Origin of the sequence: Amycolatopsis sp. BJA-103 (genome assembly GCF_002849735.1) — a bacterium.
In the GTDB taxonomy this organism is placed as follows: Bacteria; Actinomycetota; Actinomycetes; order Mycobacteriales; family Pseudonocardiaceae; genus Amycolatopsis.
Genome location: NZ_CP017780.1, coordinates 7,281,025 through 7,301,999, shown reverse-complemented (window position 1 = coordinate 7,301,999; position 20,975 = coordinate 7,281,025). Strand labels below are relative to the sequence as shown.

Genomic DNA, 20,975 nt, shown 5'->3' with positions numbered 1-20,975 from the left:
CCGATTTCGGAGCAACCTGCCGCGTCACCGCCCGAGAAGTCCTCGGTGCAACTCGCGAGCCCCAATTCCAGGACGGTGCGGCCCGGTGACCGCATCTTCCAGTTCCTGACCACCGGAGCCGGCGTCTTCGTCGTCTCGCTGATCGGCCTGATCGGACTGTTCCTGCTGGTGCAGGCCATCCCGGCGCTCCAGGCCGACAACGCCAACTTCCTGACCAGCCAGACCTGGCAGACCGAACCGAACGACATGAAGTTCGGCATCATGGGCCTGCTGCTGGTCACGGTCTACAGCGCGTTGCTGGCGCTGGTCATCGCGATGCCGATCTCGCTCGGGATCGCTCTCTTCCTCACGCAGTACGCGCCGAAGCGGCTCGCGAAGCCGTTCGCCTACGTGATCGACCTGCTCGCCGCCGTCCCGTCGATCATCTACGGCCTCTGGGGCCTGATGGTCTTCGCGCCGACGATCGAGCCCTTCTCCCAGTGGGTCAACGACACCTTCTCGTGGATCCCGATCTTCGCGGCGGGCAACGTCTCGCCGGACATGCGCGGCACGATCTTCACCGCGGGCATCGTGCTCGCCGTGATGATCCTGCCGATCATCACCTCGCTGTCGCGTGAGGTGTTCGAGCGGACCCCGACCCCGCACATCGAAGGCGCGCTGGCGCTGGGCGCCACCCGCTGGGAGGTCATCCGCACCACGGTGCTGCCGTTCGGCAAGGCCGGCTACATCGGTGCTTCGATGCTCGGTCTCGGCCGCGCGCTCGGCGAGACGATCGCACTCGCGATCATCCTGACCGGCGCGGTGGGCCGCGAGTTCACCTGGAGCCTCTTCGACGGCGGCGCCACGTTCGCCTCGAAGATCGCGGCGGACTACGCGGAGCTCAACAACGAGATCTCGGCGGGCGCGTACATCGCGGCGGGCCTGGTGCTGTTCCTGCTGACGTTCATCGTCAACTTCGCCGCGCGGTCCATCATCGCCAAGAAGGGGGACTGAGCATGTCCACCACGCTCGAGAAGACCCCCGCGTCCACCCCCGCCTTCCAACAGGTCAGCCTGGCGCGGAAGACCAAGAACGGCATCGCGACGGTCCTGATCTGGCTGTCGTTCCTGATCGCCGTCGTGCCGCTGGTGTGGCTGCTCGCCACGGTGGTCATCAACGGCGTCAAGCGGATCCCCTACAGCAACTGGTGGACCGAGGACTTCGGCTCGGTGCTGTCGGACGAGGTCGGCGGCGGCGTGCTGCACGCCGTCATCGGTTCGGTGCTGCAGGGCCTGGTCTGCGCGGTCATCGCGGTCCCGATCGGCATGCTGGTCTCGATCTACCTGGTCGAGTACGGCCGCGGCAAGCTCGCGAAGATCACGACGTTCATGGTGGACATCCTCTCCGGTGTCCCCTCGATCGTCGCGGCGCTGTTCATCTACGCGCTGTGGATCACCACGTTCGGCCTCCCGCGCAGCGGTTTCGCCGTGTCGCTGGCGCTGGTGCTGCTGATGATCCCGGTGGTCGTGCGCTCCTCGGAGGAGATGCTGCGGATCGTCCCGGACGACCTGCGCGAGGCCTCCTACGCGCTCGGCGTGCCGAAGTGGAAGACGATCATGAAGATCGTCCTGCCGACCGCGCTGTCCGGCATCATCGGCGGCATCATGATGGCGCTCGCCAGGGTCATGGGCGAGACCGCGCCGCTGCTGGTCCTCGTGGGCTACTCCGCCTACGTGAACTGGGACATCTTCGGTGGCGAACAGGCCGCCTTGCCGCTTCTGATGAACAACGAACGGGTCAGCAACCCGTTCGACGAAGGTACCGTCGCGTTCGACCGGATCTGGGGCGCCGCGCTCACCCTGGTGCTGATCATCGCGATCGTGAACCTCCTCGCCATGCTCTTTGCCCGTCTTGTCGCCCCGAAGAAGAAGTGAGCTGTTTGAGATGGCCAAACGAATCGACGTCAAAGACGTGGACATCTACTACGGCAAATTCCACGCCGTGGACGGCGTCACCCTCTCGGTGCCGCCGCGGAACGTCACCGCGTTCATCGGCCCGTCGGGCTGCGGCAAGTCGACGGTGCTGCGCACGCTGAACCGCATGCACGAGGTCATCCCCGGCGCCCGCGTCGAGGGTGAGGTGCTGCTCGACGGCGAGGACATCTACGGCAACGGTGTCGACCCGGTGCAGGTCCGCCGCACCATCGGCATGGTCTTCCAGCGGCCCAACCCGTTCCCGACGATGTCCATCCGCGACAACGTCGTGGCGGGCCTCCGCCTGGGCGGTACCAAGGGAAAGAAGCAGCTCGACGAGGTCGCCGAGCGCGCGCTGCGCGGCGCGAACCTGTGGAACGAGGTCAAGGACCGGCTGAACAAGCCGGGCGGCGGTCTCTCCGGCGGTCAGCAGCAGCGGCTCTGCATCGCGCGGGCGATCGCCGTGCGGCCGGACGTGCTGCTGATGGACGAACCGTGCTCCGCGCTCGACCCGATCTCGACCCTCGCCATCGAGGACCTGATCGGTGAGCTCAAGAAGGAGTACACGATCGTCATCGTGACGCACAACATGCAGCAGGCGGCGCGGGTCTCGGACCAGACCGCGTTCTTCAACCTGGCGGGCGTCGGCCAGCCGGGTCGCCTGGTGGAGCTGAACGACACCGAGAAGATCTTCTCGAACCCGGACGAGAAGGCGACCGAGGACTACATCTCGGGCCGCTTCGGCTGAGTCTTCGGCCAAGTACGTGAAGGCCCCCTTCATTGCGTTAGACGCAATGAAGGGGGCCTTCACGTACTTGGGGAAGGGGTGCCGTCGGTAGCGCGGGGTCAGGTGGGCGTCGGTACAGGTGGTCGTGAGTGGCGATTCGGGTTCTAACCCGAATCGCCACTCACGACTGAGGAGCCGCTGATCCGGGCCACCGTGAGGCAACACCAGCCGGTTCGGGTGTCGCGAAAGCCACTTTCGCGACGTCTGATGTCCCGAAAGTGGCTTTCGCGACACAGCCTCCGGGCATCACAGAGTCCGTGAAGGCCTCCTTCACTACCTTCAGAGTAGGCAAGGAGGCCTTCACGGACCTGCAATCACTCGCACCCAGAATCCAGTAGGTACGTAAAGACACTCCTGGCTCTAACCCGAATCGCCACTCACGACCACCTCGACCCAGGGGCTCACGGCCACTCTCGTTCGTGCTCGCGCGTGACGCTCTTCCTCAAGCAGCCGTCTGCGTCTGGAGAGCGGAAGGGGCCCTTCACCGCGTGACATGCGGTGAAGGGCCCCTTCGTTACGTCTTATGCGGGGAAAGTCCCCTTCAGCTCCTAGAGCTCGTCCGGGCCGTAACCGGGCATCTTGCCGGTCACCACGAAGATCATCCGGCGCGCGACCGAGACGGCGTGGTCGGCGAAGCGCTCGTAGAAGCGGCCCAGCAGGGTGACGTCCACGGCCGCGGCGACGCCGTGGTCCCAGTCCCGGTCCATGATGACCGTGAACAGGTGCTTGTGGATCTCGTCGACCTCGTCGTCGTCCGACTCGATCGTCCGGGCGGCCTCGACGTCCTTGGACTTGATGACCTGCTCGGCCTGCCGGGCCAGCTTGACGGCCACCTCGCCCATCTTGGCGAAGTCGCCTCGCACGGCGTCGGGCAGGACGGGGTCCGGGTGACGGCGGCGCGCGGCCTTGGCCACGTGCAGCGCCAGATCGCCCATCCGCTCCAGGCTTTCCGCCGCGTGGATCGCGGCGAGGACGGTCCGGAGATCGGTCGCGACGGGTGCCTGCAGGGCCAGCAGCGCGTACGCCTGCTCCTCGCATTCGGCGCGCGCGTCGTCGACCTTCGCGTCGTCGCTGATCACCTGCTCGGCGAGTCCGAGATCGACCTCGAGCAACGCCCGGGTCGCCCGTTCCATCGCGTCGGCGACCTGGAGCGACATGCTCGCTAGGTTCTCGGCGAGCTGTTCGAGTTCGACATGGTAAGCCTCACGCATGGCCCAACCCTACGGGGAACAGGGGCCAAAAGCCGCATCCCAGAGTGAACCTGACGTGAACCCGGACTAACGAATGATCCTCAGCCTGAGCTGCCGCTCTTCTTGGAGCCGCTGGTCTTGGCGGAGCCGGTCGGAGCGGTCTCCGTATCGCCCGCCGGGGGCGCCGGGGCCTTCTCTTCCAGCGGCGTGTTGTTGATCAACGCCTGGAAGAGCGTCTTCGATTTGCTCTGCAACAGCACTTCGTTGCCGCGCTTGTTCGCCTCTTCGGTGGTGGGCACGGTGAGGAACTTGACCTTGTCCGATCCCATCCCCTTCATCGACTTCGCCAGCGTCATCATCTGGTTGATGCCGAGGTTCTCGCCGAAGGTGGCCTTGGCGAACGCGTCGATGAAGCCGCTGAGCTTGCCGGTGTCCAGGATGACGTCCTTCGACATCACCGTCTTCAGCAGCGCGCCGAGGAAGGCTTGCTGCCGTTTGATCCGGCCGTAGTCCGACGTCGGGTCGCCCTTGACGTGCCGCGCCCGGACGTAGTTCAGCGCCTGGTCACCGGAGATCCGCACCTCGCCCGCCTGCGGGATGACCATGCCGAGGGTGTCGTCGTCGATGGGCTTCTCGTTGTAGACGGTGACACCCTGCACGGCGTCGACCATGGACTTGAAGCCGTTGAAGTCGATCCCCACGAAGTGGTTCATCTTCATGCCGGTGATCTGCTGGATGACCTTCGTGACGCACTGCGGGCCACCGACCGCGTAGGCGGTGTTCAGCTTCGTGATCTTCTGCGCGGGCGAGACCTTGTCCGAGTACGACGACGTCGCCGGGTCCCAGCGCTTGCATTCGGGACGGCTGATCTCGAGGTCGCGCGGGAAGGACACCATGACGACGCGCTGCCGGTCGGCGGGGACGTGCGCGATCATGACCGTGTCCGAACGGGCGCCCGGGTTGCTTTCCGCGTCGCCGACGCCGTCTTCGGCGGCCGCGCCGTCACGGCTGTCGGAGCCGACCATCAGGAAGTTCTCGTCACCGGTCTGGCCCGCGGCGTCCTGGATGTCGGCCGAGTCCTCGTCGAGCGAGGCGACGTTGTTGAACTTCGCGTCGAACCAGGTCTGGGCACCCCACGCCGAACCGATGGACAGGAACACGAGCGCGGCCATCACGGCGGCCGAGATCCGGCCCGCCTTGGCCGCCTGCCTGGTCTTGCGTTCCTTCTTCTCCTGCAGGCGGGTCTGCGGAGACGACTGCTCGGCGCTCTCGGCCGGTTCGGCGTCCGTGGTCGTGACCACCCGCTGCAGGGCCGTGCGGGTCTGCTCCAGCAGCGCGGCAGGACGCGAGGCGAGCCGTTCGCGGCGCTCGCGCTTCTTGGCCTCTTCGGCTTCGAGCTCGTCGTGCGCGGCGGAGAACCGGGCGAGCGTGTGGTCGATCTTGCGCTTGGTGATCGTCGCGTCGTCGATCGCTTCGAGCTCGTCGGTCATCGTGAGCCGGTCCATCTCGGATCGCGGCGGGACGCCGGGCGAAAGGGACGGCGACTGCTGGACCGGCGGCTGGACCGGCGGCGGCTGGACCGGCGACTGCTGGACCGGGCGCTGAACAGGGCGGCGAGGACGGCGCGGCGGTGCCGGCGCCGCGGGCTGCTGCTGCGCGCCCGGGTTCACCACCGGCGGACGGCGCTGCGTCGGTGCTTCCGGGCCGGGCGCGGCCTGCGTGGAGCGGCGCGGGAGGCGGGCACGAGGCGCGCGCGGGGCCTCGGCGGGCTGGGGGTTCCGCGGCGGCGTCTGTGCCTGCGGCGGAGCGGGATCGGCCGCGCGAGGCGCGGGCTGCTGCGGCTCGACAGGGGCAGCAGGGGCCGCCGGGCGGGGACGACGGGGCGCGGGCGCCTCCGCCCTGGCCGTGCGCGGACGGGGTCTCGGCGGCTCGGGCGTCGGCTCGTCCTGCCGGAGACGGCGCGGAGCGGGTGTCTCGGCGGCGGGGTCGAAGACCGGGCGTTCACCCGTATGACGTGCGACGACGTCGGAAACGCTGATCCCGCCGTGGGTGTCCATCGAGCGGCGGCGGCCGCCGCGGCCGCGCTCACCGGCACTTCTGTCGGTGTGACTGTGGCGACCGGTTCCCGGGTTGTGGTGCTCGTCGGGCACTCGGTCTCCTTTCACAACTGGCGTCGAAGCTCTTTCGTTATCGTACGGACACCTCAGGTTCGTGACGACAACCATCCCGGAATTTTCTTCACCCAAGGTACCGATAAGCGCCGAACGGTCCATGCGATCGGGTGAGCGGTCCTGGTTAAAGCTGCGTTAAAAGGGAGGAACCGTTACGCAGAGTGCGACGGTTAACCGAGTGAGTGGCTAGGCGCCCGCGGACTCCGCGGCGTTCATCGTGTGGGGAATCATCTGCGACGATTCCTTATCGTGATAGGCCACTTTGTTCCGGCCTGCCCGTTTCGCCATATACAACAAAGCGTCGGCGCGGCGCAACTGCCGCTCGGGTTCCACCGTGCGATCCGGTTCCGCGTGAATCTCGTGCGCGAGCCCGACACTGATCGTCACCGAGAGGCCGGGCCGGATCCGCGGCCACGGATGGCGGGCCACCCGGATACGGGCGGTGTCGGCGATGCGCACCGCGCGGGCGGCGTCGACGTCCGGGATGACGAGCGCGAACTCCTCACCGCCGTAGCGAGCGCAGAAGGCCTCGGGCGGAAGTCCCTGTTGCAGCAGGTCGGCCACCTCGCGCAGCACCCGATCGCCCACCAGATGCCCGAAAGTGTCGTTGACGCCCTTGAACAGGTCGAGGTCCACCAGCGCGATCGCGATCCCCGGCGGGCCGCGGTGTTCGACGGCCGGGCCGTGCAGCCATTGGTCGAGGTAACGGCGGTTGTAGCTGGACGTCAGCGTGTCCCGCAGGCTGCCGGCACGGGCGAGGTCGAAGGCGGATTTGAGGTGGTGGTAGGCGCGTCGCCAGTCACCCTGGGTGGCGAGAACCCCGGCGATCGACTCGTGGAGGCTGAGCAGATCGGTACTCGGCGCGCCCGGTGGGAACGCGGCCTCGTCGTCGGCTACCACGTTCACCTCCGCCACGAATTGGTTTTCGTCGTATAGGAGGCGGCTCTTGAGGTATCGGTACGGTCCGAAGTGAATATCGCTCAAGTGGACGACGGTTTCGCACCATTGTCACGCACCGAAGTGCCGTTCTGTAAGGCCGAAAACGGCTCGACGTCTTTGAGCTGCGAAAACTGATCTTTCGCCCAGTAACTCACGTCTGTCACATCATCATTCAGCAACAGTGCGTAATCACTCCAGCTCAGCCACCGCCAGTCGCCGACTTCGTCCGGATGCGGTTCCGGGTCTTCGTCGACCCAGGCCACGAAGACCGGGCAGAACTCGTTCTCGACCACGCCCTCGAACGGTGGTGTCCGGTAGCGGTACGCCGGAAGGACGCACCGGAGCCCGTCCAGCCGGGGAAGCCCGAGCTCGAAGGCGGCGCGGCGCCGGACGGCCTCCTCGATCGGTTCACCCGGTGCGGGGTGCCCGCAGACACTGTTGGTCCATACCCGCGGCCACACCTTCTTCGACGCGGCGCGGCTGGTGATGAGCAGGGCCTGGTCGCTGCTGCGCAACAGATAGCAGGAGAACGCCAGGTGCAGCCGGGTGTTCTCGTGGTGCGCGGACAGTTTGGGCGCGGTTTCGCCGGTCGGCTCGCCGTCCTCGGTGACATAGACGATGCGTTCGGTGTCCACTTCGGTCGCGTTGTTCACCGGACCCACTGAACCAGCAGGCTCGCTGTAACCGGTACCGCGACCAGAGTTACCCCTGTTAGTGGGACGAGAGGTGCTCCACTAGCAAAGAAGTGACGGCCTCGGGTGCCTCTTCCACCACCCAGTGGGAGGCGTCCTCGATCATCTCGAAGCGGTACGGGCCGGTGACGCGGTTCGCGGTGTCGAGCGCGGCCGTCGAACCGAAGGCGGCGTCCTCGGTGCTCCAGATGTAGAGCGTCGGGACCTCGATCGGCCCGATCTTCCCGCCGGGACGGCCGGCGCGGTACCAGTTGAGCGCCGCTGTCAGCGCGCCCGGTTCGGACAGTCGCCGGACGTACTCGTCGATCTTGCTCGGCGACACCTTCCAGTCGAAGATGCGGCGCAGCGCGTCGGCGTTGTTCTCGAGCATCCGCCGTTCGGTGACGCGGGTCTGCCGCCACTCGGTCATGTACCCCGAACGGAGATGCTGGTCCTCGTCGGTCTTCATGGCCTCCGCCAGCGCCGCCGGGTGCGGCGTCGAAACGACGGCGAGACTGCGGAGCCTGCCGGGATGCGCGTCGGCCGTCCACCACGCGACGGCGCCGCCCCAATCGTGTCCGACGAGATCGAATTCGTTCCACCCCAAACGATCCGCGATCGCGAGGACGTCACCGACGAGTTCGTCGATACCGTATTCGGAGGCCTGCTCCGGCCGGACGTCCGGCGAGTAGCCGCGCTGATCCGGTGCCACCGCGCGATATCCGAGCACGCCGAGCGTCGCGACCTGGTGCTCCCATTCGACCGCGGCCTCGGGAAAACCGTGTAGCAGCAGGACAGGGCGGCCGTCCTCGGGGCCGGCCGCGATGGCGTCGAAGGTACCGGCCGCGGTCGGGATGCTCAGCTGCTCGATCACGACGACGACTTTACGGGGGCGGTTTCGGGCGACCGGCGAGGGATTGACGGCGTGTGTCCGATTCCCTTCTAATGATCACCGCGGCCGGCTCTCGGCCGCACTGGGGAAACTGGGGTAGTACATGTCGAACAGCTGGAGGCGCCGGCTCGCCGCCGGCGCCGCTTCCGTCGCGCTCGCGGGCGGAATCGGTGTCGCCACGGCGAATGTCGCGGTGGCCGAAGGAACACCTGTTTCGATCGCGGGGGTCTGTGACGGAAATCCCGGGTGTCAGCTCGGGCCGTTCTCGACTCTGAGCAGTTGTCAGATCGAACAGAGCAATATGGCCCGGTACTACACGATCACCATGCGGTGCTTCGAGGTCGACCACGGCCAGTGGAAGTTCGCCTACAAGACCAGGGGCACCTGAGTCGTGAACGAAGACGCTCCCGCCCGCACGACCGGCGGGAGCGTTTTTCGTTGCCTAGCCCCCCGAGTGCATGTCCTCGGCCTCGGGGACGCAGTCGTCGTCCGGATCGTCGAGCCAGCCGTGCGGCAGCGTGACCTTGCCCGGCGATCCCTGCCGCCCGCGCGGACCGGTGGCCGCGCTGGGGAACGGCGCCTCGTGGTCGAGCTGGGCGATCAGGTCGTCGAGCTGGTCCAAACTGGACAGCATCGCGAAACCGCGGCGAAGTTCGGAGCCGACCGGGAAACCCATGAAGTACCAGGCCATGTGCTTGCGGATGTCGCGCATGGCCTTGTCGTGGCCGTCGTGTTCGACGAGCAGTTCCGTGTGGCGGCGCAGCACCTTGGCGACCTCGCCGAGATTCGGCGGTGTGGGCTGCGCGCGCCCGGCAAAGGCGGCTTCCAGTTCGCCGAACAGCCACGGCCTGCCCAGGCAGCCTCGACCGACCACGACGCCGTCGCAGCCGGTCTCGTCGACCATGCGCAGCGCGTCCTCGGCCGAGAAGATGTCGCCGTTGCCGAGCACCGGGATGCTCGTGACCGCTTCTTTGAGGGCGGCGATCTTCGTCCAGTCGGCCTGACCGGAGTAGCGCTGCGCGGCGGTGCGCGCGTGCAGGCTGACCGCCGCCGCGCCCTCGGCCTCGGCGATGCGCCCGGCGTCGAGGTACGTCAGGTGGTCGTCGTCGATGCCCACGCGGAACTTGACCGTGAACGGCACGCCCGCCTCGGCCGCGGCCTTCGCCGACTCGCGCACGATGTCGGCGAACAGCTTGCGCTTGAACGGCAACGCCGCGCCGCCGCCCTTGCGCGTCACCTTCGCCACCGGGCAGCCGAAGTTGCTGTCGATGTGGTCGGCGAGACCCTCGCCGGTGATGATGCGGACGGCTTCGGCCATCGTCTTGGGGTCGACCCCGTAAAGCTGCATGGACCTGGGCTTTTCGTTCTCGCCGAAGGTCATCATGTGCATGGTGCCGGGGTGGCGCTCGACCACCGCGCGGGCGGTGATCATCTCGCAGACGTAGATGCCCGCGCCGTACTCCTGGCACAGCTGCCGGAAGGCGACGTTGGTGATGCCCGCCATGGGAGCGAGCACGACCGGGGGATCGACCTCGTAGGGGCCGATCTTCAGGCTGGGCTTGCTCAGGGTGGCTGTCACGTCCTCCATTGTCGCTGATGACCTAGGTCACGTGGTGAGCGTGTCGGCATACGGTGCGATCGCCTCGTCAGTTTCACGGCCGCTTGGCCGCGGCGGCGGTGAGGAGCTCGTAGGTCTCTTCGTCGAAGGCGACCAGGCGGATCAGCTCGACCGCCGTCGGCGTCTCGCGCAGCGTGCGGACCGCGATCCTCGCGGCCTGATCCGGCGGGTAGCCGTAGATTCCGGTCGAGATCGCCGGGAAGGCGATACTGCGTACCCCTAGCTCGTCCGCGACCGTGAGGCTGCGGCGATAGCACGACGACAGCAGGTCGGCCTCGCCATAGGTGCCGCCGTCCCAGACGGGGCCGACGGTATGGATGACGTGTTTGATCGGCGCGAGGCCGAACGCGGGTGTCGCCTTGGCGTCCCCCGGTTCGCAGGGGGCGATCACGCTGCCGGCCTCGGCCAGTTCGGGACCGGCCGTGCGGTGAATCGCCCCATCCACACCGCTGCCGCCCAGAAGCGACTCGTTCGCCGCCGTCACGACTGCGTCGACATGCTCGTGCGTGATGTCACCGAGTACCACCTCGATTGTGGTCATGCCCCGATCCTGCCGTACCGCCGGTGTCGGCAGCTCGAGGTTTCTCGCCGCGCGAACAAGACCCGAGTTCCTGTGACGTGCGTAAGGCCAGGGTCCCGGTATTCCCCGGGTGCACCTGGCCTCGCGGCTCGTGTGATGCCCACGGCATCGCACTCTTGGTCACCGGGAAACCGCTCCGGTGACACGTCGACGGTAACCGAATTCGGTAGCGCGGAAGCCGTTTCCGTGGACTCACTTTCCTCCCACCTCTACACAGCGGGTAGTCCGGAGCTGGACCTGATCATCCGGACCAGCGGCGAAGTCCGTCTTTCCGGTTCCTCCTCTGGCAGGCAGGCGCTCCGCGTCTACGCGGCCAAGAGCTCACCCCTTCGTAACGCCTGTCGTCAGGTCGGCCACTTCGGTCCACCAAGCGGGGCGACCAACGGACCACGCCCTCGTCCCCTTGACGCGGGTCCCGTCGATGTAGGTCAAACTGCTGGCGACGACCACGCCCGTGTGGTCCGGCGACCTCAGTTCGATCCGCAGGTAGGGGAATCTGTACCGCTCGCTCTGGAGAACCTCGTCTTCGGCTCGGTAGACCGTCAGCTCGGGAAAGTCGAGTCTGTCGAAGTGCACCGATCGGACGGCTTCGAAGTAGAGCTCGACCGGGGTCTCGTCCGGCGGGAATCTCGACCGGAGTATCAGCTCCGAGTGTCCCGCGCCGTAGCTCCACAGCTGGAAATGGCGAGACGAGCTGAACAGCGTGTCACCCGGGTTCATCAGACCAGTATGGAGAAACCGCCGGGTGGCCGGCGACCGATGATCTTGCAGGTCGCGACCACATCGTCATCACGATTGAGTAGTGCTACGGATCCCGCGGCGGCCCTGAAGCCGCATGCTGTTCGCCATGACCACCGATGGGGATGTGCTCCTCAGGCTCGCCGGGGAGATCGACGACCTTGGGGCCCGCCTCGCGCGGGTCGGTACGGAGCTGCGGACCGCCCGGTCCGAAGCGGAACCGACGCACGAAGAGGCGCCTGAGCAGGCGCCCAAGGAGCAGGCCGAGCAGCCCGCCGAGCCGCAAACGCCACCGCAGGCGCAGCAGGCCCCGACGCCGCCCGCGCAGCCGCAACAAGCCCAACCGCAGGTGCCGCCCCTCCAGGCCCAGCCGCACCAGCAGCCTCAGCCCCAGATCCCGCAGCAGCCGTACCCGCGGTACTTCACGCACCCGCAGCACCCTCAGTACCAGGCCCAGTACCAGCAGGCCCAGTACGCGCAGTGGCAGCAGCAGCAGCAGAACCGCCAGCAGTACCCGCAGCCCCCGTACCGCCCGTATCAGCCGGTCCCGAGGACCACGCTGTCCGAGAAGCTGAGCAAGGAGGGCGCCGGCAGCAGGCTGCTGGCCTGGGTCGGCGGCGCGGTCACGTTGCTCGGCATCGTGCTGTTCCTCGTGCTCGCCATCCAGCGCGGCTGGTTCGGACCGCTGCCGCGGGTGATCGGGGGCGCCGTCCTCGGCCTCACGCTGGTCGGGATCGGCCTGAAGCTGCACCGCACCCCGGCGGGCCGCACCGGCGCGTTCGCGCTCGCCGCGACCGGGATCGGGGCGTTGTACCTCGACGCCATCGCCGCGACGACGATGTACGAGTACCTCCCGGCCTACGCCGGTCTCGCGATCGGGCTCCTGATCGCGGTGGGCGGGTTGCTGCTGGCCGTGCGGTGGAAGTCGTCGCTGCTCGCGACGGCCGTCGTGCTCGGCTGTGTGGTCTGCGCGCCGTTGATCACGCAGGGTTTCACCCCCGAACTGGTCGCGTTCCTGCTGGTGGTCCAGGTCGCCTCGACGCCGGTGCAGCTGCGCCAGTCGTGGCCGTCGGTCGCGGTCGCCGCCGGGATCCCGCCGCTGGTCGCGTCGATCTTCAGCACGGCGTTCACCGGCTTCGGCGGCAGCGTCGCCAACACCGCCGCCGCGCTGGCCGCGGGTGCCGTCGGACTCACGCTCGCCCTGATCGTCACCACCAAGCGTCCCGGTGACGCCGCCGCGCTCGCCCTGCTCGCCGTCGCACCGGCGCCGTCGTTGCTCGCCGCGCTGTTCCTGCCGAAGACGTCGGCCGTGCTCGTCACCGCGTCGGTCGCGCTGGTGCTGCTGGGCGTGTGGGCGGCGGGCCAGTGGCTCAACGGCTGGACCGGCGACCTCGCGGGCGCCGCGGGGCTCCTCGCGGCCTTGCAGACGACGATGACGCTCTTCGACGGCAGCGCCCGTTCGGCGATCCTGATCGGCGAAGGGGTCTTGCTGGCCCTGGTCGCGTTGTGGACGAAGAAGCACGTCGCGCTCTTCGGCGGGCTGGGCTTCGCCGTCATCGGCGGGTTCATCGCGCTCGCCTTCGACGTTCCGCCGACGCTCTTCTTCTTGATCAGGAACCGGCCTGACGCCGACCTCGCCGCCGCCCTGCTGGTCGCCGTCGCGATCGTGGCCGTCTCGATCACGCTTCCGTGGGTCGCGCACCGGCTCGGGCTGTTCAAGACCGCGTCGGAGAACGTGGTGCCGTGGCTCTTCGCCGGTGTCTGCGCGCTCTACGGCGCCGGCGCGATGGTCCTGTGCGGCGCGCTGCTGGCCGTCCCCGGCCGCTCGGGTTTCCTTGTCGGCCACGTGGTGATCACGGTGTCCTGGACGGTCGCCGCGCTCGTGCTGCTCATCCGCGGCATCTCGGTGGTCGGCCTGCGGGTGACCGGTCTGGTGCTGGTCGGCGCGGCGGTGCTGAAGCTGGTCCTGTTCGACCTCTCCGCGCTCGACGGCCTCGCCAGGGTCGCGGCCTTCCTTCTCGCCGGTCTGGTGCTGCTCGGCGCCGGGACGCGCTACGCCAAACTCGTCGCGTCTCGCTGAGGCGGACACGGAAGAAATACCGGCGGGTCGTGGTTGGTCGGTTCATGACCTACCAACCCGACCCGCGCCTCGCCGAGCGGGCGAAGGAGAGCGTCGCCTGGCTGACCACCATCAGCCCGAAGGGCAGGCCTTCGCCTCGCCCGGTGTGGTTCGTGCTCGACGGTGAAGACATCGTCATCTTCAGCCGGCCGGACACGGCGAAGACCCGGCACATCGAAGCCAACCCCGAGGTCAGCCTCCACTTCAACAGCGACGAGCACGGCGGCTCGATCCTGGTGATCGGCGGCAAGGCCGAGATCCTGCCGGACGGTGTCGCGTCGGAGCAGCCTGGCTTCCTCGGCAAGTACGAGAAGCACTACCCCGCGCTCGACTACGACACCCCGAAGTTCGACAGGGAGTACAACGTCCGGATCAGGATCCGGCCGGAGCGCACCTGGGGGTTTTAGAAAACACGGCTAGAAGTCGACCGTCACGCACGCCAGCCGTGCGCCCGCCGTCCCGGCGTGACCCGGGTCGGTGTGCGTATGCGTTTCGTGGATCACGATCGACTTGGCCCGCCGGGCGTCGAAAGTCCAGTCCACTTTGGACACGGAGGCGCCGCGGCCGGCGGCGTCGGTGGTGAGGTCGAGCCAGATCTCGTTGCGGGGGTTGGCATAGGCGGGATCCACCGACGGCTTCACCGGGTCTTCGACGTTCTGGTGGTGCGGGCCCGCGAGGTCTCCGGTGGCACCGCACGGTTTCGTGTGCGCGTGCGCGCCGTATTCCCGGTTGGGCAGCAGGCCGGTCACGAGGACCGCGGTCGAGGTGCCGTAAGCCTTCGAGGTCAACCCGAAGACGTGCGCGCGGGCACCGGGCGGGACCAAGTCCGGTTTGTAGACCGTGAGGCCGCTCTTGGCGGTGATGACGTGCACCCGGGAACCGGGGGCGGCGGCGGTGGCGGGCCCGGCGCCGGAGGTGAAGGCCAAGGCGGCGGCGGACAGGACAAGGGTGACTAAGGGGACAGGGCGCATGCGCCCTGCTTAGTCCGCAAGACATCGGGCACGCCAGAGCGGTCACTCGGTCGGGCGATCATTCTCAAACTATGAGCACAGTGCGCGCGCCAGCGTCCGTTGAGGGCGGCGGCGGGGGCATGGATGGAAGGGTAAGTGAGTACTAGTCCTCCGGATCGCACTTGGCTGGTCGCGGTCGCGGCCGCACTTTGGGGCACAGACGGACTTCTGCGGCTTCCGCTCGCCGAAGCGCTCCCCGCGGCCACCGTCGTCTTCTGGGAGCACTTGCTGGTGGTGCTCGTGTTGAGCCCTCTCATCCCGGGCGCCTTCCGCGCGCTGCGCCGGGTCGGACCGCGGGAGTGGCTGGCCGTGCTCGCCATCGGCGGCGGTTCTTCCGCGCTCGCGACGGCGATGTTCACCGCGGCCTTCAAACTGGGCGACCCCGTGACGCCGTTGGTGCTGCAGAAGCTTCAGCCGGTGTTCGCCGTTCTGGCGGCGTATTTCGTCCTCCGCGAGCGGGTCCGCCCCGGATACGCCTTCTTCGCGATCCCGGCGCTGCTGGGTGCGTGGCTGCTGGCGTTCAAGGATCCGCTGAACATCCAGGTCGCCGCCGCGAAGGCGGCGCTGCTGGCGATCGGCGCGGCGGCGTTGTGGGCGGCGGGAACGGTGCTCGGCAGGATGCTCTCCACCGAGCTGGCGCCGAAGGAGGTCACCACACTTCGCTTCACCGTCGGGCTCCCGGTCGCGGCGGGGATCGTGGCGGTCCAGGGCGGCGGGTTCGCGGTCGGCTGGGACAACGCGCTCGGCCTCGTCCTGCTCGCGCTGGTTCCCGGTCTGCTGGCGCTGAGCCTGTACTACGTGGGCCTGCGGTCGACTCCCGCCGCCAGGGCGACGTTGGCGGAGCTGGCTTTCCCTGTCACCGCGGCCGTTATCGGCGTATCGTTCCTGAACGCGCATTTGTCCGGTACGCAGTGGTTCGGCCTCGCCGTCGTGGTCGTATCGGTGACTTCGCTCGGCTGGCACGAAAAAGTCAGGCGTCAACCGATGGTCTTGGAGCCGCCGCATGGTCGAGCACACCGAAGAGACGAAGAACGAGCGCCTGACCCGCAACGTCAGTGAACTCCTGCAGGAGCTCCGGGTCGCTCAGGCCGGTGTCCAGATCCTCTTCGGGTTCCTGCTCACGGTGGTGTTCACCGACGAGTTCCACGAGGCGAGCGGATTCGAGAAGTCCGTTCACCTGGTGGCCGTCCTGCTCACGGTGTGCTCGACAGTGTTGCTGACGGCGCCGGCCGCGTGGCACCGGCTGCTGTTCCGGACCGGGAACCGTGAGCGGATCCTCACCTTCGGCAACCGGTCCGTCCTGGTCGGGCTCGGCTGCCTCGCGGCCGCGATCACCACGACCGTCGCGCTCATCGCCAAGGTCGTCTTCGGACCGATCGCGATGACGATCCTCGGCGTGGTGACGGCGGTGCTGTTCGTCGTCCTGTGGTTCGTCGTGCCGAAGCTGATCGACCGGAACGGCGACTGATCAGCTCCGCGCGCGGACCGGGGTGTCGTCCGGCAGGCCGAACGCGGCGGCCGACACCGTCTTCGGGTCGTCCGGGCTCGCGCCGTGGATCACCCGGCGCGCGCCGATCCACGAGAACATCGCCTTGACCGAAGGCGAGTAGCCCGCCCCGTCCTCCGCGAGTTTCCGGTCGAGCACGCGGTACCCGGACGGTGTGCGCTCGACGAGATAGACCATCGGCTGCCGTCGGAATCCGCTGCCGACGACGAGCCCGCCGCCTTCTTTCGTGACCTCGTCGCAGCTCGCGACCAGGCCGATCTTGACGCGCTCCCCGTCCGGCCGGGTCTCGATCACCTTCTGCGTGCACACCCAGCGGACATCCGGGAAGCCGGTGGCCGCGAGCGTCCCCGCCCAGAGCTTCGCGCGCAGATGCTCGTCGATCGGCGGCAGCGCCTCCCGGGCGACGGCGTCGTCCACCGCGGGCATCTCGTCCACGATCCACCAGGTCGCCGCGGCCACCACCACACCGACCCCGGCGAGTACGGGCCAGCGTTTGACGTTCCCCATGAGACGAAGCTACCGAGCGGAGCAAGTGTTCATCCGCGGTTCGAGACGCGTTGCCCACGGATGCGTAGGTTGCGGCCGTGAACGACTCCTCCAGACGGACCTTCCTGCGCGGCGCGGGCCTGCTCGGCGCCGGTGCGGCGGTGTCCGCGTTGCCCGCGCTCGGTGCCCCGGCGGCCTCCGCGTCCTTCGGCCATCACGGCCCGGACGCCGAAGACGCTTGCTTCACCCTCGCGGTCCTGCCCGACACCCAGTACCTCTTCGACGCCGACCGCGGTGACCCCGCGCCACTGGACGCCACGCTGCGCCACGTCACCGGCGGCGACGAGAACATCGTGTTCCTGGCGCATCTCGGCGACCTCACCGAGAACGGGCAGCAGGGCGAGTTCGACCAGATCAGCCGGTCTTTCCAGCATCTCGACCGCCGCCGGTTCCCGTACAGCACGCTCGCGGGCAACCACGACATCAAGTCCTCGACCGACGACCAGCGCGGCCGCACGCCGTACCTCGACGCGTTCGGCCCGCAGCGGCAACGCGGTTCACGGACCTTCCGCGGCGCGAGCCCGGACGGCTACAACAGCCACCACGTCTTCCGGGCCGGCGGGCGCGAGTGGCTGCTGCTCGCGCTCGACTGGCGGCCGTCGGCGGGCGGGCTGGAGTGGGCGCGGTCGGTGCTCGCGCGGAATCCGCGGCTTCCGGCGATCCTGACCATCCATGAATTGGTATGGGCCGACGAGGCGGGTCAGGCTCAGCTTTCCGAGTTCGGGCAGAAGGTCTGGGACGAGCTGATCGACGGGAACGACCAGATCTTCCTGACGCTCAACGGGCACTACTGGCCGCCGGGCCGCGCGGTGAAGCGCAACAAGGCGGGCAACGACGTCCATCTGCACATCACCAACTACCAGGACCGCTACTACGGCGGCAGCGCGATGATCCGGCTCTACCGGTTCGACCTCACGCGGAACGTGATCGACGTCCGCACGGTCTCGCCGTGGCTCGCCGACCAGGCGCCGCGGCTGAACGAGTTGCAGCGGCAGGAAATCGAACGCACCGGCCCGGCGGACTACTTCAGTCTGGAGGTCGATTTCGACACGAGGTTCGCCGGTTTCGCGCCGGTCCCGGTCCCGCCCGCGCGGCCCGCCGAACGGCAACTGATCCGCGGGACCGTGGCGTACTGGCGGTTCGAAGGCCGTGACGGCGCACCGGTCGACAGCGTCCGCGACCTGTCCGGCAGGGGCAACGACCTGGTCCGGGTGACTCTGCCCGGCAGTGCCGCGAGCGCGCTGCGGTTCTCCGGCGAGTTCTCCGGGCGGCAGCCGTCGAGGTCGAGCCTCCGGTTCGACGGCGGCAAGAAACCGGCTCGCGGGGCGTATCTGCGCACGGCGGACTCCGCGCCGATGAACGCGGAGGCGTTCGCGCGCGGCTACACCGTCGAAGCGTTCGTGAAGCTGCCCGAGGACTTCAAGGACGGCGGCCACGCGTGGGCCGCGATCTTCGGCAGGCAGGGTTCCGGCGGGAAGGCGGGGAAGACCGGCGACGATCCCGGCGAGCCCGCGGCCACACTGTCCCTTTCGGACGGTGCGGCGTTCCAGTGGGCGGTGTTCCCGGTGAACCAGAACGGGATCTCCACCTGCTGGGGCCACGAACTGGCGTTGAAGGAATGGATCCACGTCGCCGCCGTCAACGACGGCAGGCGGACGACGCTTTACGTCGACGGGTGTCCGGTGTTGCGGAATCCGAAGACGACGGCGGCGGGGATCGCGAATCCCGGCGGCTCCTGGCTGATCGGCGCCTACGCCTACGACTCGATCGTCGAGCAGGCGTTCCACGGCTGGCTGGGCGACGTCCGCGTGGTGGGGCGGGCGCTGGAACCCCGCGAGTTCATGCTCGGCTGAGTGGTTCGAGGCAACGCGGATCGTGCGCGGTAATGGCGGGCTGTGGTTCCCATTATCGCGCACGATCATTTCCGGAGTGATACCGGGTCCCTCTTGACAGGTGGTGGACAATAAAAAATCGGCGCCTGATCAGAAATACTGATCTGAACGCCGAATACCTGAGTAGTCTAAACGCTGTGAGGGGAACTTGTCAAATCAGGGGTACGACGAGGAATTGCGATCCGAACGGGAGTACATCGCGTCGCTCTACGAGCGGCTGGACACCGAACGTACGCGGGTGGGCGAAGCGTATGCCGGTGCCCTGCGGGGAGAAGGCTTCGTGCTGTCCGACCGGGAAGTCTCCGTCAGCACGAAAGCCCGCGAGATGGCCAGGCTGAAGGTCGCCGACGAGGGCCTTTGTTTCGGCCGTTTGGACGCCCTTTCGGGAGGGCGGACGTACGTCGGCCGGGTCGGCCTTTTCGACGAACGGAACGACTACGAACCTTTGGTGCTGGATTGGCGGGCACCGGCGTCGCGCGCGTTCTACTGCGCGACCGGCGCGTCCCCCGAAGGAATGGCGCGACGCCGTCAGTTCCGCACCCTCGGGCGTAAGGTCCTCGATTTCACCGACGAGGTCTTCGGGCGTCCGGATCCGGCGGGGGAACGGGGTGACGTCGCGCTGCTGGCCGCGGTCAACGCGCCGCGCGGCGAGGGGATGCGGGACATCGTCGCGACCATCCAGGCGGAGCAGGACGAGATCATCCGGCTGGACCACGCGGGCGTCCTCGTGGTGGAGGGCGGCCCCGGCACCGGCAAGACCGCGGTGGCGCTGCACCGCGTGGCGTACCTGCTCTACACGAAGCGGGAGCGCATGGAACGCCGCGGCGTGCTCGTCGTCGGGCCGAGCAGTGGCTTCCTCGACCACATCGGCCGAGTCCTGCCGTCGCTCGGCGAGACCAGTGCCGTCTTCACGACGCCGGGAGGCCTTGTCCCCGGCCTGCGCACCGAACGCGAGGACCCGCCGCCGGTGCAGCGGCTCAAGGGCTCGCTGGCGATCCTGGACGTGCTCGAGGCGGCGGTGCGGGACCGGCAGGAACTGCCCTCCGAACCGGAGCCGATCGAACTCGACGACGTCACCGTGCCGCTCGACGCCGAGATCGCGGCGGCCGCGCGCGAGGTGGCCAGGGACAGCGGCCTGCTGCACAACGAGGCGAAGGCCGTCTTCGAACGCGAGGTGATCACCGCGCTCGCGGCCCGCGCGGTCGATCGGATCGGGGCGGGCTGGCTGCCGGTGGACGACGGGAACACCCGCCCGGAGATGCTGAAGAACGCCCGGCGCGATCTGGAGGGCAGCGTGGGGCTCGGCACGGTGCTCGACCGTCTGTGGCCGGTGCTGACGCCGCAACGGCTGCTAGCCGGCCTCTACGCCTCGCCGGAGCGGTTGCGGGCGGCAGGGGCCGATCCGGCGCTGTTCCGCGAGGACGCGGCCGCGTGGACGGTGTCCGACGTGCCCCTGCTGGACGAGGCCGTCGAACTGCTCGGCTGGGACCGCACGGCCGAGCGGCGGGCGGAGGAGCGACGGCAGCTGGCGCAGAAGGAGTACGCAGAGCGGGTGCTGGAACTCATCGAGGTCGAAGAGGATCACGACGACTACGAGTTCGCGCTCCGGCCGACCGATGTGCTGAAGGCCGAGGATCTGGCGGAGCGGTTCGCGAAACGCGACGATCGGGATCTGGCCGAGCGCGCCGCCGCCGACCGGGAATGGACCTACGGGCACGTGGTCGTCGACGAGGCGCAAGAACTGTCCGAAATGGACTGGCGGGTTCTGATGCGGCGTTGCCCCAGCCGGTCTTTCACCGTGGTCGGGGATCTCGCGCAGCGCCGGTCGCCGTCCGGTGCGCGGTCGTGGGACGCGATGCTCTCCCGGTACGTCGCCGACCGCTGGCTGTACCGGAAGCTGACCGTCAACTACCGGACGCCGTCGGAGATCATGGCGGTGGCGGCTTCGCTGCTGGCGAGTTTCGCGCCCGACGTCGTTCCGCCGGAATCCGTGCGCTCGTGCGGCGTTCGGCCCTGGGCCCGTCGACTGTCCGAAGTGGACATCGAAGACGCCGTCGCGGAGTTCACCCGCGAGGAATCGGGGCGGGAGGGGACGTCCGTGGTCATCGGGCCGCCGGGTGTGCCGGGGGCGATCGTGCCGTCCGCGGCCAAGGGGCTGGAGTACGACGCCGTGCTGGTGGTGGAGCCGGAGCGGATCCTCGCGGAAGGCCCGAGTGGCGAGGCGGAACTGTACGTCGCGCTGACGCGGGCGACGCAGCGGCTCGGGGTGCTGTACAGCGGTTCGCTGCCGAAGGTCCTCCGCGGTCTCGAATCCGGACGGCGGACTCCGGACGCGTATCTGCGTTGCGTCTAGCCTTCCGCGC

Annotated in this window: 20 protein-coding genes and 1 pseudogene; 11 read left to right on the top strand and 10 right to left on the bottom strand. The window is 68.3% G+C overall.

Annotated elements, in window-relative coordinates; genetic code table 11:
• Positions 1-75 precede the first annotated feature (75 nt).
• From pstC to pstB, 3 genes are read left to right on the top strand one after another with little or no spacing between them, the layout of a single operon-like run.
• Positions 76-993, top strand: a complete 918-nt coding sequence (pstC, locus tag BKN51_RS32505) for a phosphate ABC transporter permease subunit PstC (RefSeq protein WP_101613591.1) — start codon at positions 76-78, stop codon at positions 991-993.
• Between the two features lie 2 nt (positions 994-995).
• Positions 996-1,913: a phosphate ABC transporter permease PstA gene (gene pstA / locus BKN51_RS32500; RefSeq protein ID WP_101611250.1), complete on the top strand. Its 918-nt coding sequence runs from the start codon at positions 996-998 to the stop codon at positions 1,911-1,913.
• A 10-nt stretch (positions 1,914-1,923) separates the two neighbouring features.
• The gene (gene pstB / locus BKN51_RS32495) at positions 1,924-2,700 is read left to right on the top strand and encodes a phosphate ABC transporter ATP-binding protein PstB (RefSeq protein ID WP_101611249.1); all 777 of its coding nucleotides are present in this window, start codon (positions 1,924-1,926) and stop codon (positions 2,698-2,700) included.
• A gap of 587 nt (positions 2,701-3,287) precedes the next feature.
• On the opposite strand, the gene phoU is transcribed toward pstB, so the two are convergent.
• From phoU to BKN51_RS32470, 5 genes are all read right to left on the bottom strand, one after another.
• Positions 3,288-3,950, bottom strand: a complete 663-nt coding sequence (gene phoU, locus BKN51_RS32490) for a phosphate signaling complex protein PhoU (protein ID WP_101611248.1) — start codon at positions 3,948-3,950, stop codon at positions 3,288-3,290.
• Between the two features lie 80 nt (positions 3,951-4,030).
• Positions 4,031-5,434 carry an LCP family protein gene (locus BKN51_RS32485; RefSeq protein WP_101613590.1) on the bottom strand — a complete coding sequence of 468 codons (1,404 nt, stop codon included), beginning with the start codon at positions 5,432-5,434 and terminating at the stop codon, positions 4,031-4,033.
• Positions 5,435-6,286: 852 nt separating this feature from the next.
• Entirely contained in the window at positions 6,287-7,015 is a 729-nt protein-coding gene (locus BKN51_RS32480) for a GGDEF domain-containing protein (RefSeq protein WP_101611247.1), read from the bottom strand.
• Between the two features lie 65 nt (positions 7,016-7,080).
• Positions 7,081-7,692 carry an isopentenyl-diphosphate Delta-isomerase gene (gene idi, locus BKN51_RS32475; protein ID WP_101613589.1) on the bottom strand — a complete coding sequence of 204 codons (612 nt, stop codon included), beginning with the start codon at positions 7,690-7,692 and terminating at the stop codon, positions 7,081-7,083.
• A 58-nt stretch (positions 7,693-7,750) separates the two neighbouring features.
• On the bottom strand, positions 7,751-8,584 hold the full coding sequence (locus BKN51_RS32470; protein ID WP_101611246.1) for an alpha/beta fold hydrolase: 834 nt from the start codon (positions 8,582-8,584) through the stop codon (positions 7,751-7,753).
• Between the two features lie 121 nt (positions 8,585-8,705).
• Here BKN51_RS32470 and BKN51_RS32465 point away from each other — a divergent pair, with 121 nt between their 5' ends.
• Complete coding sequence (locus BKN51_RS32465; RefSeq protein WP_101611245.1) at positions 8,706-8,990, top strand: hypothetical protein; 285 nt, start codon at positions 8,706-8,708, stop codon at positions 8,988-8,990.
• Positions 8,991-9,044: 54 nt separating this feature from the next.
• Here BKN51_RS32465 and dusB read toward each other — a convergent pair whose 3' ends face one another.
• Together dusB and BKN51_RS32455 are read right to left on the bottom strand one after the other, a co-directional pair.
• The gene (gene dusB, locus BKN51_RS32460) at positions 9,045-10,190 is read right to left on the bottom strand and encodes a tRNA dihydrouridine synthase DusB (protein ID WP_101611244.1); all 1,146 of its coding nucleotides are present in this window, start codon (positions 10,188-10,190) and stop codon (positions 9,045-9,047) included.
• Between the two features lie 64 nt (positions 10,191-10,254).
• Positions 10,255-10,761, bottom strand: coding sequence for an O-acetyl-ADP-ribose deacetylase (locus tag BKN51_RS32455; protein ID WP_101611243.1), 507 nt, complete (start codon positions 10,759-10,761; stop codon positions 10,255-10,257).
• Positions 10,762-10,971: 210 nt separating this feature from the next.
• On the opposite strand from BKN51_RS32455, the pseudogene BKN51_RS45020 reads away from it, so the two are divergent.
• Positions 10,972-11,093, top strand: a pseudogene (locus BKN51_RS45020) (undecaprenyl diphosphate synthase family protein); the annotation flags it as partial.
• Positions 11,094-11,121: 28 nt separating this feature from the next.
• Here the strand turns inward: BKN51_RS45020 and BKN51_RS43645 are convergent.
• Positions 11,122-11,520, bottom strand: a complete 399-nt coding sequence (locus BKN51_RS43645) for a hypothetical protein (RefSeq protein WP_168214437.1) — start codon at positions 11,518-11,520, stop codon at positions 11,122-11,124.
• Positions 11,521-11,635: 115 nt separating this feature from the next.
• Between BKN51_RS43645 and BKN51_RS32445 the strand changes: the two genes are divergently transcribed.
• Both BKN51_RS32445 and BKN51_RS32440 read left to right on the top strand, forming a co-directional pair.
• On the top strand, positions 11,636-13,618 hold the full coding sequence (locus BKN51_RS32445; RefSeq protein ID WP_101611242.1) for a DUF2339 domain-containing protein: 1,983 nt from the start codon (positions 11,636-11,638) through the stop codon (positions 13,616-13,618).
• A 44-nt stretch (positions 13,619-13,662) separates the two neighbouring features.
• The gene (locus BKN51_RS32440; protein WP_101611241.1) at positions 13,663-14,064 is read left to right on the top strand and encodes a TIGR03667 family PPOX class F420-dependent oxidoreductase; all 402 of its coding nucleotides are present in this window, start codon (positions 13,663-13,665) and stop codon (positions 14,062-14,064) included.
• A 9-nt stretch (positions 14,065-14,073) separates the two neighbouring features.
• Here BKN51_RS32440 and BKN51_RS32435 read toward each other — a convergent pair whose 3' ends face one another.
• A complete protein-coding gene (locus BKN51_RS32435) occupies positions 14,074-14,628 on the bottom strand; it encodes a superoxide dismutase (protein ID WP_101611240.1) in 555 nt (184 codons plus the stop codon).
• Positions 14,629-14,763: 135 nt separating this feature from the next.
• Between BKN51_RS32435 and BKN51_RS32430 the strand changes: the two genes are divergently transcribed.
• A complete protein-coding gene (locus tag BKN51_RS32430) occupies positions 14,764-15,726 on the top strand; it encodes a DMT family transporter (protein WP_101611239.1) in 963 nt (320 codons plus the stop codon).
• Complete coding sequence (locus BKN51_RS32425) at positions 15,671-16,135, top strand: DUF6328 family protein (RefSeq protein ID WP_101611238.1); 465 nt, start codon at positions 15,671-15,673, stop codon at positions 16,133-16,135. Before BKN51_RS32430 ends, BKN51_RS32425 begins: the two co-directional genes overlap by 56 nt.
• Here the strand turns inward: BKN51_RS32425 and BKN51_RS32420 are convergent, their stop codons facing one another.
• Positions 16,136-16,681 carry a hypothetical protein gene (locus BKN51_RS32420; protein WP_101611237.1) on the bottom strand — a complete coding sequence of 182 codons (546 nt, stop codon included), beginning with the start codon at positions 16,679-16,681 and terminating at the stop codon, positions 16,136-16,138. It lies immediately after the preceding gene.
• A gap of 77 nt (positions 16,682-16,758) precedes the next feature.
• Here BKN51_RS32420 and BKN51_RS32415 point away from each other — a divergent pair, with 77 nt between their 5' ends.
• Together BKN51_RS32415 and helR are read left to right on the top strand one after the other, a co-directional pair.
• Positions 16,759-18,573, top strand: a complete 1,815-nt coding sequence (locus tag BKN51_RS32415) for a LamG-like jellyroll fold domain-containing protein (RefSeq protein WP_101611236.1) — start codon at positions 16,759-16,761, stop codon at positions 18,571-18,573.
• A gap of 187 nt (positions 18,574-18,760) precedes the next feature.
• Positions 18,761-20,965 (top strand): RNA polymerase recycling motor ATPase HelR, encoded by a 2,205-nt coding sequence (gene helR, locus BKN51_RS32410; RefSeq protein ID WP_265737281.1) that lies wholly within the window; start codon positions 18,761-18,763, stop codon positions 20,963-20,965.
• Positions 20,966-20,975: the final 10 nt, after the last annotated feature.